Here is a 14,926-nt window from a genome sequence, read left to right as displayed (position 1 = left end):
ATGCCTGCCACAGTGCGCATCAGCGAATCCGCCCGCGTCGGTCTGCGCGCGGTCCTGATCATCCTCGCCGCCGTCGTCCTCCTCGTCCCCGTCATCGTCAGCACCGCCCAAGGTGCTTCCCGCCTCGACTACGGGCGGATCGAATCGTCTGAACCGCTGCCGAAGGCGATGAAGGAACTCAAGATCGGCCTCGACTCCGGTGGTGCCGTCGACATCAAGACCGCCGACGTTGCCGAGGCGACCGTGAAGCTCACCGGCACCGGTCCCCGCGACAGCTCCGCGAACCTTGAGGTCGACAGTCGAGCCGATACCGCCGAGGTGGCCGTGAAGAACGGCGGGAAACTCGAGAACACCAGGTTGACCGTCACCATCCCGACCAGTGAGGCGAAAGACCTTGCGCTGGACTTCGACGGCAACTACGGCCGGTTCGATGTCACCGGTGACTTCGCCGAGATCAACGCCGACACCGGCGGTGGAACCGCAAACGTGACCGGTTCGGCTGAGAAAGTGCGGACCACGAGCGATTGGGGTGCGACCTACCTGGACGGTGACTTCGGGACGGTGTCGGCCAAGACGGGGGTCGGCGCCATCGAAGGAGAGAATCTCACCGTCAGCGACCGCATCGACGTGGTCAGTTCGACGGGAACCGTCGATCTCGACTTCACCAATCAGGCGATGCCCACCGGCGGAATCATCGCGAAGACAGAAGAAGGCTCGATCGACATGCGAGTGCCGAATCTCAAGCTCACCTCGGAAGAGCTTGATAAGGACTTCTTCTACCGGATCAACGCGAAGTCCAATGACGGCTCCGTCGACCTCGCCTCCGATCTGAAGAAGTACGATGTGGCGGATGACCCGAAGGAAGCCAAGGGCAAGATCCTCGTTCCGATCTCGGCCACGGCCGATACTGGTACTGTCACAGTCAACCAGAACTGAGAAACGACCGGCGCACGGGCGGGCTCGACTTCGGGCCCGCCCATGCGGCGTCTGAGGGGTCGACGAGCATGCAGATCACAGTCTATGGAGCCACCGGAACCTTCGGCGCGCAGTTGGTGCCCCAGCTGCGCGAACGCGGCCACACTGTTATCGCCGCCCATCGCGGGAGCGGGGTCGACACGGTGACTGGGCAGGGCGTCACCGAGGCAGCGGAAGGCAGCGACGTCCTCGTCGATTGCGTCAACCAGCTGACGATGAACGCCCAGAAAGCCATCGACTTCTTCTCACGCAGCTCCTGTTCGATCGCCGAGGCGGCCGCCGAGCAGCCCGGCACCTCCGTGGCCGTCCTGTCGATCGCGTTCCGCCCCGAGGCCGCCGAGTCGCGGATGATGGGCTACTACCAGGGCAAAGCCATGCAGGAGCGCATCTTTCGCCGGCTCGTCCCAGGCGAGCAGCTGCTGATGTTCCGGTCGGCTCAGTGGTTCGAACTCGTTGACACGATGACGGTCAAGGCCGGGCCGCTGCGCTTCGTGCCGAAGATGCGCGTGCAGGCCCTGGCTGTTGCCGAGGCGGCCCGCATGATGGCCGAAGCCATCGACGCACGCGAGCGCGGCACCATCGAGGTCGCCGGTCCCGAGATCAGCGACTTCGCTGAGATCGCCCGCAGACTTGCCGCTGCACGTGCCCGAAAGGCGGGTGTGAAGCCGTCGAAAGTCGTCGGTATTCCCCTGCCCGGGCCGATGGCCCGCGACGGCCTCATCCCACCGTCACCGAGGATGTCCGACGTGACCGTCGACGAATGGCTGCGCTCGGTCTGAGTCCCAGACGAGGTGCTGAACCGGGTGCGAGGCGCTGAACTCCAGGCGCAATACAGAGCCCCGATTCCGGGGCAGGCGTATCATCCGTTCCGGAGGTTCTCATGGATTGGATGGAATACGGGCTCAATTGGGTCGACGCAGTCAGGATCGTCGTCTCATGTGTGGCCTTCTACTTCGGGATCATTCTGCTCTTGCGCATCTTCGGCCAGCGCACTCTGGCGAGCCTGTCGAGCTTCGACGTGGCCGCGATCATCGCGATGGGAGCGATCATCGGGCGGTCCATCCTCGGCGATACCCCGACCCTGGCGGCCGGAATCCTGGGTCTGGCGACCCTGCTGATCCTGCAGGCGCTCAGCGGATTCGGCCGACGCTTCGGATTCGTGCGCAGCGTCGTCAACTCCCCGGCGGTGGTGCTCATGGCCGGTCGTGAGATCCTCAAGGACAACCTGTCGAAGAGCCACGTCGACCACGACGAACTCATCGCCAAACTGCGATCTGCCGGCATCCGCAACCGCGATGAGGTGGCATGCGTGATCCTCGAATCGACCGGTCAGATCAGCGTCATCCGACGCGGTGCACCCATCGCCGAGGAGATGCTCACCGGGGTCGTCGGCGCCGACCGAGTGCCCCGCGACGGCTGAGACTCAGTCGAGCCCGAGCACCTTCGCGCCGTTGGTCCACAGCACCGAGCGCATCCAATCATCGCCGAGGCCCAACCCTGCCAGTCCGGAGATCTGATCGACATAGGGATAGGGGATGTTCGGGAAATCAGAGCCGAGGATGACCTTGTCCTCAAGCCTGGCCAGGCGTTCACGGTAGGCGGGGGTCACCTCGGCGGGGGTGGAGAAATACCCGGAGGCGAACATCGTCGTATCGAGATAGACGTTGTCGAATCTCTCTGCGAGATCGGCGAACTCGTCGTACTCGGGCATGCCCATATGGGCGATGACGAACTTCAGCCGTGGGAACTTGGACAGAACGTTCGCCACCGCCTGCGGCCCGGTGTACGTGCCCGGCAGGGGAGCGGATCCAGCGTGGATGACGATCGGCACGCGGGCCTCTTCGAGGGCTTTCCACGCAGGGTCGAGGACCTCGTCGTCGGGGGAGAACACACCGACCTGGACGTGGACCTTGAACAGCGTCGCCCCGGCGGCAAGTGCGGCCTGGACGTAGTCGGCTGATTCGGGTTCGGCATAGAGGGTGCCGCAGTGGATGACGTCGTCGTGGGCGGCGGCGAACTCGGCGTTCCATTCATTCAGCCACGCGGCCATTCCGGGTTTGTGCGGGTAAGTCAGGGCCGGGATCGCGCGCAGGCCGAGCTCGCGGACGATTTCCAGGCGGGTGTCCGCGTCGTACCGGTAGGTGATCGGCCAGTCGCGGCCGTAGTTGTCCGCGGCATTGTCGAAGTACTCCCACACCTTGTCGAGCACGTTCTGCGGAAGGAAGTGGACGTGGATGTCAGCGAGGCCTGGCAAGCCGAGGGCGCGGACGTAGTCGGGGACTTCGGCATCGGTGCGCGGTGGAGCGGTCATCGTTTCCGGGACCTCGAAGGCGCGACCGATCGTCGTCTCCGGGGCAGGGTTCGCGGTCGGGGCAGTGGGTGCGGTCTGGGCTGCCGAGGGGGTCTGAGCCGCTGCGTCATCGGAGTCGTTCATGGCCCCACTCTATGACCTCGCCGCCCAGGTCTTCACGGGTGGTCGGTCTTCAGCGCTCGCCCATGCCCGACGCATAGACTGCCCGCATGAGCCTGCGCGATCCGTTCACGATCCCCACTCCGTCCCAGGTCAGACCCGTGGGGAAGGCGCCGTACTGGACTCCGGGGCAGACCGTGACCTGGACGTTCCGGCGTTTCGACTTCAACCGCGACCTCGCCGAGGTGGCACGACCGATGCGTGTCATCGCCGACGGGCCGTCCGGCTCTGTTCTGTGGTTGGCAGGGGGTACGCCGACGCAGGAGACCCGCATCGTCGGGTGGGAAGACACGAACGCCCACGATGTGCCGTTGAAGGCACGGTTTCGTCCCATCGCCGAGGCGCCGACGAGGATCAATGTCGAGGGCACGTGGCGGGGTCGTGGAGTGCTCAAGATCGTCCCGCCCGAAGCTCCGTTCTCCGTATGGGTGCTGCTCAAAGATGCTGGGGATGATGTCGATCGTCCAGAGTCCGGCGGCGTGCGGGTCGAGTGGTACATCAATCTTGAGACCTCACACCGACGCAGCGATGATGCGCTGTTCACCAGCGATCACATCCTCGATATCACCTTCCCGATCGCGTCTATGCCCCTGCACGCCGAGGACGGTCGGCTCGATCCGACCGGTGCCGTGTTCAAGGATGTCGACGAACTCGCCTCGGCGGCGAACTACGGCGCGTGGCCGAAGGAGTGGTCGGAGATCATCCGAGACAATGGCAGCCATCTGCTCGACCACCTCGGCGATTTCGGGTGGGCCTTCGATCCCGAATGGGAGACGGTGGCCCGCGATCTGGTGGGGAAGGTTCGACTGGGTGCCGCCTCGGTGTCAGAAAAATCGTTCGATCAGGAACATCGGGCGATCCCGAATGGTTGTTATGACCGACAGCATCGGTGATCGTCGCGGATGCACCTGTCGCCCCAATGAAGCACACAAGCGAAGAATGATCTGCTGCTGAAAGGAACCGTCTCCATGACGACCAACCATCGGATTCGCCTGAACTCGCGCCCTGTGGGCGCTCCCACTGCAGAGAACTACCTGCTCGACGAGGTGCCTGTGCCGACCCCGGGCGAGGGGCAGGTGCTGCTGCGCACCCTCTATCTCTCGCTCGATCCGTACATGCGCGGGCGGATGTCGGACGCGAAGTCTTACGCCAAGCCCGTCGAGGTCGGCGATGTCATGGTCGGCGCCACCGTGTCCGAGGTCGTCGAATCCAATGCCGAGGGCTTCACCGCCGGTGAGATCGTGCTCGGCTACGGCGGTTGGCAGGAGTATTCGGTCGAGTCGACCGGACACCTGCGCAAGATCGACCCGGAGATTGCGCCGATCTCCACCCACCTCGGTGTGCTCGGCATGCCCGGGTTCACTGCGTACGCGGGTCTGCTCGAGCTCGGTCAGCCCAAGGAGGGTGAGACCGTGGCCGTGGCCGCTGCGACCGGTCCCGTCGGATCCGTCGTCGGTCAGATCGCGAAGATCAAGGGAGCGACTGCCGTCGGCATCGCCGGCGGACCGGACAAGGTCGCTCACCTTCGTGAGCTCGGCTTCGACGTGGCACTTGACCACCGCACGGGGAACCTGCGGCAGGAGCTGAAGGAGGCGGTGCCGCAGGGCATCGACGTCTACTTTGAGAACGTCGGCGGGGAGGTCTTCGACGCTGTGCTGCCGCGGCTCAATACGTTCGCTCGCGTGCCCGTGTGCGGTCTCGTCGCCAACTACAACCTCACCTCGCTGCCCGAGGGGCCGGACCGTTCGGGAGCGCTCATGGGCAACATCCTGACGAAGTCGCTGCTCGTGCGCGGATTCATCCAGACCGAGTTCGCCGAGCGTCTGACCCCGCAGTTCCTTACGGACATGAGCGGCTGGCTCAAGGAGGGCAAGGTTCGCTTCCGCGAGGATATCCGTCCCGGTCTCGAGAAGGCTCCCGAATACTTCAACGATCTGCTCACCGGCGGAAACTTCGGCAAGATGGTCGTCGCCGTGGGCGCCGAGAGCTGAGGCTGTCGGTTCATCTCTGAATCGGAAACGAGGAGGCGGCGTCGGCCAGTTCTGGCCGACGCCGCCTCTTTCTTGCGTTGCGGATCGCAACGCTGTTCAGGCAGGCAGGTATTCGGTGACGGAGAACGAGTTCCTCACGACCTGACGCAGCTCGTCCAAGCTGCTGGTCGGATCGACCTGACCGACCGCTCGCGCTTGGATGAGCAGATTGCCGATCGCCGTCGCCTCGACGGGACCGGCGAGCACTCTGCGGCCGGAGCGGTTCGCGGTGAGCTGGCAGAGCAGAGTGTTCTGCGAACCGCCGCCGACGATGTGGATCGTCTCCACACTCCGTCCCGTCAGCTTCTCGGCCGTCGCAATGGTCTGAGCATAAGCGGCAGCAAGCGATTCGAGGATGGATCTGACCACCTCGGCTCGGGTGTGGGGAGGTTCGATGCCGTGCTCACCGCACCAATCACGGATTCGGGTGGGCATGTCCCCGGGTGGGGTGAAACGTCCATCGGACGGGTCGAACACAGCCACAGGCGTCGTGATTGCGGCCGCCTCGGCGAGCAGGCTCTCAAGGTCCGAGCTGCGTTGAGCATCGGTGGCGTCGTGTTCCCACTGGCGCATCGATTCGCTGAGCAGCCACAGACCGGACACGTTCTTGAGGAACCGGATCGTTCCGTCGACTCCGCCTTCGTTCGTAAAGTTCGCTCGGCGCGCCTCCTCGGTCACGACCGGTTCGTCGATCTCGAGACCGACCAAGGACCAGGTGCCGCTGGAGATATAAGCAGAGCTCTGCCGTTCCATCGGCACGGCCACCACCGCCGAGGCGGTGTCATGGCTGCCCACGGCTGTGACCTGGATCGGGTCGGCCGCCCCGAGACGGACAGCCACCGGTGCATTCAGTTCCCCGATGCTCTCGCCGGGGGAGACGAGAGCGGGCAGAAGATCGGCCGGCAGTCCGAGCCGTTCCATGAGGTCGGCGTCCCAGTCTCCGTTGCGGACCGACAGAAGCCCGCTCGTCGAGGCGTTCGTGCGTTCGGTGCGCATCTGCCCGGTCAGCCAGAATCCGATGAGATCGGGAACGAGCAGTGCCGCGTCGGCGAGGTCGAGGAACCCGGATTCGGCTTCGACCGCGAACTGGAACACGGTGTTGAAGTCGAGGTGCTGGAGGCCGTTGTGGGTGAAGAGCTCATCAGGGGCGACGAGTTCGTGGACGATTTCGACACCGCGCAGATTCCGGGCATCACGGTAATGGTGCGGAATCCCGAGCAGTTCTCCGCCGCGGAGCAGCCCATAGTCGACGGCCCACGAATCGATGCCGATGCTCACGAGTCCCGGACTTCTGAGGATGGCTTCCCGGAGGCCCGTACTCAGTTCGGCGAAGAGCGACTGGATGTTCCAGTGCATGCTCTCGCCCAAGAGTTGCGGCACATTGGCAAACCGAGCCACGGGCTTCATCCGCAGCACGCCATCGTGCACGCCGCCCAAGATGACGCGGCCGCTCGTGGCGCCGAGGTCGACCGCGGCGAGAGTCAGACCGGCAGCAGAATCAGTGGAGTCCATTTGCGTGTGTTTCTCCGTTCGCACGTGGCTCAGCGCAGGAAAGCCGCGGCGACACCGGCGTCGACGGGTACGTGCAGACCGGTCGTATGCGAGAAGTCGGAAGTGCAGAGCGCATAGACGGCGTTGGCCACATTCTCCGGAACGACCTCGCAGCCGAGAATGGTCCGCTGAGCATAGAACTTGCCCAGGTCCTTCTCCTCCACCCCATAGGTCTTCGCGCGCTGCGCACCCCAACCGCCGGCGAAGATTCCCGAACCGCGCACCACGCCGTCGGGGTTGATGCCGTTGACACGGATTCCGTGTTCGCCGAGTTCGGCCGCGAGCAGACGCACCTGATGAGCTTGATCGGCTTTCGTCGCCGAGTAGGCGATATTGTTCGGTCCGGCGAAGACGGAGTTCTTCGAGGAGATGTAGACGATGTCACCGCCGAGCCCTTGGTCGACGAGGATCCGGGCGGCGTTCTTCGACACGAGGAACGACCCCTTGGCCATCACGTTGTGCTGGAGGTCCCAATCGGCTTCGGTCGTGTCGAACAGCGACTTCGACAGGGACAGCCCGGCATTGTTGACGATGAGATCGAGACCGCCGAAGGCAAGGACCGCCTCATTCAAGGCCGCCTGCACTCCGGCCTCATCAGAGACATCGGCTGCGACGCCGATGGCGACATCGGTCGACCCGAGTTCGGTCGCAACCTCCTGCGCTTTGGTCCGGTCGAGATCGGCGATGACGACGCAGGCCCCCTCGGCGACGAGGCGAGTGGCGATCGCCTTGCCGATCCCCGAAGCGGCGCCGGTGACGAACGCGATGCGACCGGCCAGCGGCTTAGGTGCAGGCCTGCGCTGCAGCTTGGCTTCCTCGAGAGCCCAGTATTCGATGCGGAACTTCTCCGCCTCGCTGATGGGAGCGTAGGTCGACAGCGCTTCGGCTCCGCGCATGACGTTGATGGCATTGACGTAGAACTCGCCGGCCACCCGCGCCGTCTGCTTGTCCGCGCCATAGGAGAACATGCCCACCCCCGGAACGAGGATGATCGCCGGATCAGCCCCGCGCATGGCGGGTGATTCAGCATCGGCGTGGCGGTCGTAATAGGCCGCATAATCGGCTCGGTAGGCCTCGTGCAGTGCCGGGAGTGCGGCGATGGTCTCTTCCACCGAGGTGGCCGCCGGCAGATCGATGACCAGCGGCTTCACCTTGGTGCGGAGGAAATGGTCCGGGCAGCTCGTGCCGAGTTCGGCCAGAGCGTTGAGCTTCTCCCCGGCGAGGAATTCGAGCACCGCCGGTTCGTCGGTGAAGTGCCCGACCATCGTCTTGTCCGCAGAGGCGAGACCGCGCAGGTGCGGAGCCAGGGCCGCGGCCTTGGCCCGGCGCTCATCGGCAGGCAGAGCGGCGAAGTCCGTGCGCTCTGCGCCGAAAGGTTCGGGACGGCCGTGTTCGGCGATATAGGCCGCCGCGGTGTCGATGATCCACCGCGAGTTGGTTTCGGATTCCGCTGAGGTGGCTCCCCATGCCGTGATCCCGTGACCTCCCAGGACGGTGCCGATGGCCTGCGGGTTCTCTGCCTTGATGGCTGCGATGTCGAGGCCGAGCTGGAAACCGGGTCGGCGCCATGGCACCCAGACGACCAAACCGTCGAAGATCGTCTTCGTCAGTTCCTCACCGTCGGCCGCAGTGGCGATGGCGATTCCGGAGTCAGGGTGGAGGTGGTCGACGTGGGCGGCGTCGACGAGTCCGTGCATGGCGGTGTCGATCGAGGGTGCGGCACCGCCCTTGCCGTGCAGGGTGTAGTCGAAGGCCGCGACCATCTCGTCTTCGCGGTCGACACCGGGATAGGTGTTTTCCATCGCTCGCAGCCGGTCGAGGCGGAGGACCGCGAGACCTTCGGGAGTCAGCGTTCCGAGGTCTCCGCCGGAGCCTTTGACCCACATGAGTTCGACGTCTTCGCCGGTCACCGGGTCGATGTCGGTGCCTTTGGCGGAGGTGTTGCCACCGGCAAAGTTCGTATTGCGACGATCGGCGCCGAGCGAGTTCGAGCGGGTGATGAGTTCGTTGACGGTCGGATGGGTCATGGTTCTCCTCGAAAAGGATGGTGCGGGTGTCGAAGTGCGTGATGCAGCGAGGTGGGTCGAGACAGTGGGTGCCGCGATGTCGGGACGCCCACTGTCGCCGAGCTCAGGCGCCCCAGCCGGCTTGGGTGCCGCCGACGCGGTCGGCTGCGATCTGCTCCTGGTAGCCGGATTCGCGGAAGGCGCGGATGGGGTCGGCCGGCAGTCCGCGGGAGACGCGCCAATCAGCGAGGTCGCTGCGAACATCGGTGTAGAACGCATCCATGAAGATGGCGTTGGCGGTGATGACATCGCCTGCTCGCTGAGCCTCGGTGAGCGCCTCTGTGTCGATGAGGAGGGCTCGGGCGGTCATTTCCTGGACATTGAGCACCGATCGGATCTGTCCTTCGATCTTGTTCTCCACGTTGTGGCACTGGTCGAGCATGAACGCGATATCGGGACTGTTGAGGCCGCCTCCGCGAATCACTTCGTGGATGATTCGGAAGAGCTGGAACGGGTCGGCGGCACCGACCATGAGGTCGTCATCGGCGTAGAAGCGGGAATTGAAGTCGAACGAGCCGAGCTTGCCCAGGCGCAGCAGCTGCATGACGATGAATTCGATGTTCGTGCCCGGAGCGTGGTGGCCGGTGTCGAGGCAGACCAGCGCCTTGTCGCCCAGGGCTGCGACCTGGGTGTAGCTAGTGCCCCAGTCGGGGACGTCCGTGTGGTAGAACGAGGGCTCGAAGAACTTGTATTCGAGCACCATCTTCTGTTCCTCGCCGAGGCGGTCGTAGATCTGGGAAAGTGACTCGTGGAGTCGATCTTGCCGACCCCGCATGTCCGCTTGGCCAGGGTAGTTCGAACCTTCGGCCAACCAGATCTTGAGGTCCCGTGATCCAGTGCGATCCATGACGTCGATGCATTCGAGATGAGCGTCGATGGCCTTGGCGCGGATAGCCTCGTCCTCGTGGGTGAGGGCACCGAATTTATAGTCGTCGTCCTGGAATGTGTTCGAGTTGACCGTGCCCAAACGCACCCCGAGTCCGGCAGCGTGGGCAGCCAGCTCGTCGAAATCGCAGAGGTCCCACGGAATGTGCAGAGCCACCTGAGGAGCGAGTCCGGTGAGTTCGTGGACCTTTGCGGCATCGGCGATCTTCTCGAATGGGTCCCGCGGTGTGCCAGGGGTGCCGAAGACCTTGAAGCGGGTGCCGGAGTTGCCGAACGCCCAGGAGGGCAGTTCGATCTCCTGCGCGGCGAGCTTATCGGTGATGTCGGAGAAGGTGGGGCGAGTGCTCATGAGAGTTGGTATTCCTTAATGTTGCGGTGGTGCTGGGTGCATTGTGGGACTGAAGAATCAGCGAGTCGCTGGATCCGATGCAGTGGTCACTCGGGGTGAACTTCGGCCCGGGCCGCAGCGAGTTGGTCCTCGAGGTGGAAGATCTCGCGGATTCGTTCCGGTCCTGCGTCGAACGACCCGCCGGCAGCGAAGTACGGAGACATCGACTGCTGCCAAGCAGCGTTGATCTCCGTCAGCTCCATCCCCTTCTGCGCGGCCTCGTAGTCGTCCGTTTCGAGATAGCCGATGACCATGCCGGTCGGATCCGCGAACAGGGAGTAGTTGCGCCAACCGGTGGATTCGAGAGCCTCGAGCATGTCCGGCCATACGGCCCGGTGTGCCGCGACGTACTCATCGAGGCGGGCAGGATCGACCTGCATGCGGAAACACACCCGCTCCATCTCAGCGTTCCCTGACTGCGGTGGAATCGGTCGAACCGGATGTTGCGGTTCCGTCGGTGTGGATATTGCCCGCGGCCACCTCGGTGGCGTGATCGGCATCGAGGAGTCGGCCGTAGCGTTCGATCTCGATCTCTTCTAGGGTCTTGTTCTGGGTGTTCGGGGCCCAGATCATGCCGATGAGCAGGGCGGCGACGAGGAGTCCGACGATGAGGAATCCGACGCCGTGGATGCCGGTCTTCTCGAGCATGAGAGGGAACCACAGGGACAGGACGCCGACCATGACGCGCACGATCATGAACATGAAGCCCTGTGCTGAGGCACGGTAGCGGGTGGCGAAGAGCTCGGCCGCCCACAGCCCGTAGAAGGCCTGAGCGCCCAGTCCGGACGAGATGCCCCAGCCGATGGCGAAGACGAGGAGGGAGAACCAACCGGCCGGTCCCCAGATGAGCACGGCCCAGGCGATGACGCCGAGTCCGGCGCCGAAGCCGTAGAGCCAGCGGCGGGAGACCTTGTCGCCGTAGCGCATGAAGCCGAAGAAGGTTGCGGCGCTGGTCAGACCCCAGACGAGGACCTGCAGCAGGTATTGGGAGCGGGCGTCGGTGAGTCCGGTGGCCTCGTAGATGCGGGGCTGGAAGATTCCGGCCTGACCGGCCACCGTGTTCCACAGGCCGTAGACGCCGATGAGGAAGAGGAGTGCTGTGATGTTCTTCTTCTTGGTGAACATCTCGAAGATTCCGCGGTAGGTGCCCACGGTGTTCGGGTTGGCCTGCTTCTTCGTCCAGCGACGCGATTCGCTCAGTCCGCGGCGGACCCACCAGGTGATGAAGGCGATGACGAAGAGGTGGGCGAAGATGATGCGGGAGCCGAGCAGACCCATCGGTTCGAGCAGGGCGGCAAGGAGGAAGCCGATCATCGGCCCGATCGACCAGGCCAACTGGGCCACACCGACATGGCCGGCCCTACGGCCGTCGGGGGCTTCCTCGGCGATATAGGTCCATGCGGCGGTGACACCGGCACCGACGGCGATGCCTGTGAGGACGAAGCCGATGAGCAGCGAAGCGAAGTTGAACGCGAAGATCGCGAACAGCGTGCCGAACATGTACAGGAGCAGGTCGTAGGTGTAGATGAACTTCCGGCCGTAGCGGTCACAGAGCGGACCGCCGATGGCCGCACCGATCGCAGCACCGAAGGCGTTGGCACTCAGTGCACTGAGCAGGCCGACGGCCATGCTGTCGAGGCCGAATTCCGTCTGCCACAGGCTGATGCTCGTGGCGATCGCGATGATCGAACCGGCTTCGATGTAGTTCGACATAGCCACGGCGATCGTGGCCTTCCATTTGGACGACGTCGTTGTGCCCTTCATAGGTTCCTCCAGGATGGCTCGGTGATCGCGACTTCGCGAATCCGCCGGGTGAGATGAAGTGATTGAAACGTTTCAATATTGTTGCTCGGAACACTAGCATGTCGTTCGGGTCACATCAAGACGGCCGTTGGCGGTTGTGGAAGTTGGGGTGGGAGCGGCGGCCGGAATGACGGTGCGTCAGGCACAATGAGACATGCCTGCCCGCGAAATTGCGGAGTGCCGCGGAGCGGATAACGGACGGCACAGCGCAGGTGACGTAAGTACAACGGATGACAGAGGGAGACTCATGGCGAAAGTGAGCATGCGCGAAGTCGCCGACCGCGCAGGAGTCTCGGTCGGCACGGTCTCCCATGTCGTCAACGGTTCGTCGAAGGTCGCCGAGGCGACGGCGGCGAAGGTCAACGCCGCAATCGAGGAGCTTGGTTTCGTTCGCAATGCCGCGGCCAGGCAGCTGCGATCTGGGCACAGCAGCAGTTTGGGCCTCGTCGTCCTCGACACCGCGAACCCGTTCTTCGCGTCTGTTGCGCACGGGGCCAGACAAGCCTGCGACGAGGCAGGACTGTCACTGCTCATCGGAGACTCGGGGACCGATGAGGCCCGGGAATCGAAATATGTCGACCTCTTCGCCGAACAGAGAGTGAACGGTCTGCTCGTCACCCCGACTGGCTCAGACCTGTCCGGGCTCGAATCGATTGCGTCCAGAGGCACGCCCGTCATGCTCGTCGACCGTGACTCGAACGGCTACGCCCTGTCGTCAGTGACCGTGGACAATATCGCCGGAGGGCGGTTGGCACTCGACCACATCATCTCCGGTGGCTGCACGAGACCAGCGTTCATCGGCGGACAGCAGTCGCTGCCGCAGGTCGCCGACCGTTTGACCGGAGCGCGAGAACGAGCCGGTCAAGCAGGACTCGAGTTGCCGGTCTTCGACACCGCCGAACTCACCATCCTCGCCGGACGGGACGCGGGGGAGAAGGTCGTCGCGCTGCCCGACGATCAGCGGCCCGACGCGGTCTTCTGCGCCAACGATCTGTTGGCGGTCGGATTCATGCAGGCAGTCATCATGTTCAGCGATCTGCGGATCCCTGAGGACATCGCGATCGTCGGCTACGACGATATCGACTATGCGTTCTCAACGATCGTGCCCTTGACTTCCGTGCGGCAGCCGGCGGAACTGCTCGGACGCACGGCGGTGGAGGCACTCCTGCAGGAGAACGCATTGGCCTCGGATGAACATCACGACCGCCAGTTCACCCCGGAACTCGTGGTGCGGGGGTCGACCAGGCCGGTGTGAAGCTCAGTTGAATTGACCAAACACCTCGGCGGGGTCAAGGCCGAAGCTCAGCGCCAGGTTGAGCACGATGCGGGCCTTGCGAGCGTCGAGGATTCCCGCGGAGATGAGCCCGGAATCGAGCAAGCCGATCTCGCCGCCCGGATAGCCGTAGGTGCGGTGCAGGCTCGCACCCGAACCGGTACGTGAGGCCAGCACCACGGGCATCCTCTCGGCCAGTCGGGCCACGGCGGGCATCAGATCCTCGGGGACGTGACCGCCGCCGACTCCGGAGATCACGGCTCCGGCGAACCCGGACCCGTCGATGAGACCAAGGGTCTCTTCCGGTTCGCCCATCCCCACCTCGGCGAGGGCGACCTTGCTCAGTTGAGACGGACGGGGAAGTCCGGCGAACGGTGATTTCGGAGGCTGGGGTGCGTGCGGGAGATGGAGATCGTCTTCGCTCAGCCATCCGATCGCGCCGAGGATGGGCCCGGAGGAGAACGCGGCCGTCGAGGTCGTGTGCGACTTCGTTGCGAACCTCGGATCGTGGACCTCGTCATTGAACACAAGGGACGCAGGCAGGTTTCTGACCTGGTCGGACAGGGCAGTGAGCGCGGCGGCCCGGACATTTGCCGGCCCGTCGGCTCCGGGCAGGGTCGGATTGCGCATGGCCCCGGTGACAGCGATGTGAGTGCTCGAGTCATTGAGCAGCCAGAGCCCGAACGCGGACTCTTCAAGAGTGTCGGTGCCTTGGGTGAGGACGATTCCATCGGCCGCGGATGAGCGGGCGAGTTCGACGACGTCGAAGAGCATCTCGAGGGTGACATTCGCGCTCGAAACCTGAGCAACCTGAGTGAAATCAGCCTGCAGATCCGGCCAGACCTGATCGAGACCCGCGGCCGCAGCGATCTCTGCCCCACTGAGTGCTGGAGCAACCCCACCTGCGGCATTGGCGGTCGACGCGATGGTCCCGCCGAGAGCGGCCAAGAGCAGGTGAGGGGTGGTGTGGAGTGAGGTCTCAGGCATGATTCGAGTCTAACGTCAGTTCCTACGTCAGTGGCCTTTGCTAGTCTCCACGCATGGACCCCGCCACCGTGCTCCGACTGTCCCACGACCAAGCCATGCAGTACCCCTCGGTCGAACTCGACCACCCGTTCGGGCCGGACAATGCCGTGTACAAAGTGCGCGGAAAGATGTTCATGATGGCATACGAGCTGCGGGGAGTTCCGAGTCTCAACCTCAAGATCGATCCCCTCGACGATGAGGTGCTGCGCGACGCCTATGCGGAGATCTCACCCGGCTATCACATGAACAAGAAGCATTGGATCACCGTCGCCGGGGAGGGAAGCGATGACGGCGGCGAACCCGGCGCCGCAACTGCCGGCGATCGTCTCGATCCCGATCTTCTCCACGACCTCGTGCTCGAGTCCTATTGTCTTGTCGTGGCCAAGATGTCCAAGAAGGACCGACCTGTTGACCCTGACACTTTCGGAGGGAGGAACGACAGCCGTTGACCTCACCCGA

14 protein-coding genes are annotated in these 14,926 nt (G+C 64.1%); 7 read left to right on the top strand and 7 right to left on the bottom strand.

The features are described 5' to 3' along the window. From ACVZTU_RS16295 to ACVZTU_RS16285, 3 genes are all read left to right on the top strand, one after another. Nucleotides 1-936 (top strand): DUF4097 family beta strand repeat-containing protein, encoded by a 936-nt coding sequence (locus ACVZTU_RS16295; protein WP_181272423.1) that lies wholly within the window; start codon nucleotides 1-3, stop codon nucleotides 934-936. Nucleotides 937-1,004: 68 nt separating this feature from the next. Continuing rightward, nucleotides 1,005-1,754, top strand: a complete 750-nt coding sequence (locus tag ACVZTU_RS16290) for an SDR family oxidoreductase (protein WP_482400859.1) — start codon at nucleotides 1,005-1,007, stop codon at nucleotides 1,752-1,754. Nucleotides 1,755-1,855: 101 nt separating this feature from the next. Beyond that, nucleotides 1,856-2,395 carry a DUF421 domain-containing protein gene (locus ACVZTU_RS16285; protein WP_181272421.1) on the top strand — a complete coding sequence of 180 codons (540 nt, stop codon included), beginning with the start codon at nucleotides 1,856-1,858 and terminating at the stop codon, nucleotides 2,393-2,395. 3 nt (nucleotides 2,396-2,398) lie between these two features. Here the strand turns inward: ACVZTU_RS16285 and ACVZTU_RS16280 are convergent, their stop codons facing one another. Then, nucleotides 2,399-3,409 (bottom strand): amidohydrolase family protein, encoded by a 1,011-nt coding sequence (locus tag ACVZTU_RS16280; RefSeq protein ID WP_482400858.1) that lies wholly within the window; start codon nucleotides 3,407-3,409, stop codon nucleotides 2,399-2,401. Nucleotides 3,410-3,495: 86 nt separating this feature from the next. Between ACVZTU_RS16280 and ACVZTU_RS16275 the strand changes: the two genes are divergently transcribed. Continuing rightward, nucleotides 3,496-4,338, top strand: a complete 843-nt coding sequence (locus tag ACVZTU_RS16275) for a DUF402 domain-containing protein (protein WP_482400857.1) — start codon at nucleotides 3,496-3,498, stop codon at nucleotides 4,336-4,338. 75 nt (nucleotides 4,339-4,413) lie between these two features. Next, entirely contained in the window at nucleotides 4,414-5,436 is a 1,023-nt protein-coding gene (locus ACVZTU_RS16270; RefSeq protein ID WP_482400856.1) for an NADP-dependent oxidoreductase, read from the top strand. Nucleotides 5,437-5,532: 96 nt separating this feature from the next. Here ACVZTU_RS16270 and ACVZTU_RS16265 read toward each other — a convergent pair whose 3' ends face one another. The 5 genes from ACVZTU_RS16265 to ACVZTU_RS16245 all read right to left on the bottom strand — a co-directional run bounded on the left by ACVZTU_RS16265 (nucleotide 5,533) and on the right by ACVZTU_RS16245 (nucleotide 12,129). After that, nucleotides 5,533-6,987, bottom strand: a complete 1,455-nt coding sequence (locus ACVZTU_RS16265; protein ID WP_482400855.1) for a rhamnulokinase — start codon at nucleotides 6,985-6,987, stop codon at nucleotides 5,533-5,535. A gap of 29 nt (nucleotides 6,988-7,016) precedes the next feature. Further along, nucleotides 7,017-9,053: a bifunctional aldolase/short-chain dehydrogenase gene (locus tag ACVZTU_RS16260; RefSeq protein ID WP_482400854.1), complete on the bottom strand. Its 2,037-nt coding sequence runs from the start codon at nucleotides 9,051-9,053 to the stop codon at nucleotides 7,017-7,019. A gap of 103 nt (nucleotides 9,054-9,156) precedes the next feature. Next, nucleotides 9,157-10,326 carry an L-rhamnose isomerase gene (gene rhaI / locus ACVZTU_RS16255; protein ID WP_482400853.1) on the bottom strand — a complete coding sequence of 390 codons (1,170 nt, stop codon included), beginning with the start codon at nucleotides 10,324-10,326 and terminating at the stop codon, nucleotides 9,157-9,159. Nucleotides 10,327-10,412: 86 nt separating this feature from the next. Next, nucleotides 10,413-10,766 (bottom strand): L-rhamnose mutarotase, encoded by a 354-nt coding sequence (locus ACVZTU_RS16250; protein ID WP_482400852.1) that lies wholly within the window; start codon nucleotides 10,764-10,766, stop codon nucleotides 10,413-10,415. A gap of 1 nt (nucleotide 10,767) precedes the next feature. Further along, nucleotides 10,768-12,129, bottom strand: a complete 1,362-nt coding sequence (locus tag ACVZTU_RS16245) for an MFS transporter (protein ID WP_482400851.1) — start codon at nucleotides 12,127-12,129, stop codon at nucleotides 10,768-10,770. A 286-nt stretch (nucleotides 12,130-12,415) separates the two neighbouring features. Here ACVZTU_RS16245 and ACVZTU_RS16240 point away from each other — a divergent pair, with 286 nt between their 5' ends. Then, the gene (locus ACVZTU_RS16240) at nucleotides 12,416-13,423 is read left to right on the top strand and encodes a LacI family DNA-binding transcriptional regulator (RefSeq protein WP_482400850.1); all 1,008 of its coding nucleotides are present in this window, start codon (nucleotides 12,416-12,418) and stop codon (nucleotides 13,421-13,423) included. 3 nt (nucleotides 13,424-13,426) lie between these two features. Here ACVZTU_RS16240 and ACVZTU_RS16235 read toward each other — a convergent pair whose 3' ends face one another. Continuing rightward, a complete protein-coding gene (locus ACVZTU_RS16235; RefSeq protein WP_482400849.1) occupies nucleotides 13,427-14,428 on the bottom strand; it encodes an asparaginase in 1,002 nt (333 codons plus the stop codon). Nucleotides 14,429-14,481: 53 nt separating this feature from the next. On the opposite strand from ACVZTU_RS16235, the gene ACVZTU_RS16230 reads away from it, so the two are divergent. Beyond that, nucleotides 14,482-14,916, top strand: a complete 435-nt coding sequence (locus ACVZTU_RS16230; RefSeq protein ID WP_482400848.1) for an MmcQ/YjbR family DNA-binding protein — start codon at nucleotides 14,482-14,484, stop codon at nucleotides 14,914-14,916. The last annotated feature ends 10 nt before the right edge of the window (nucleotides 14,917-14,926 follow it).

It is taken from the genome of Brevibacterium sp. OS20 (genome assembly GCF_056837565.1).
Note: the sequence above shows the minus strand (reverse complement) of the source record. Positions and strands in the feature narration are given on the sequence as shown.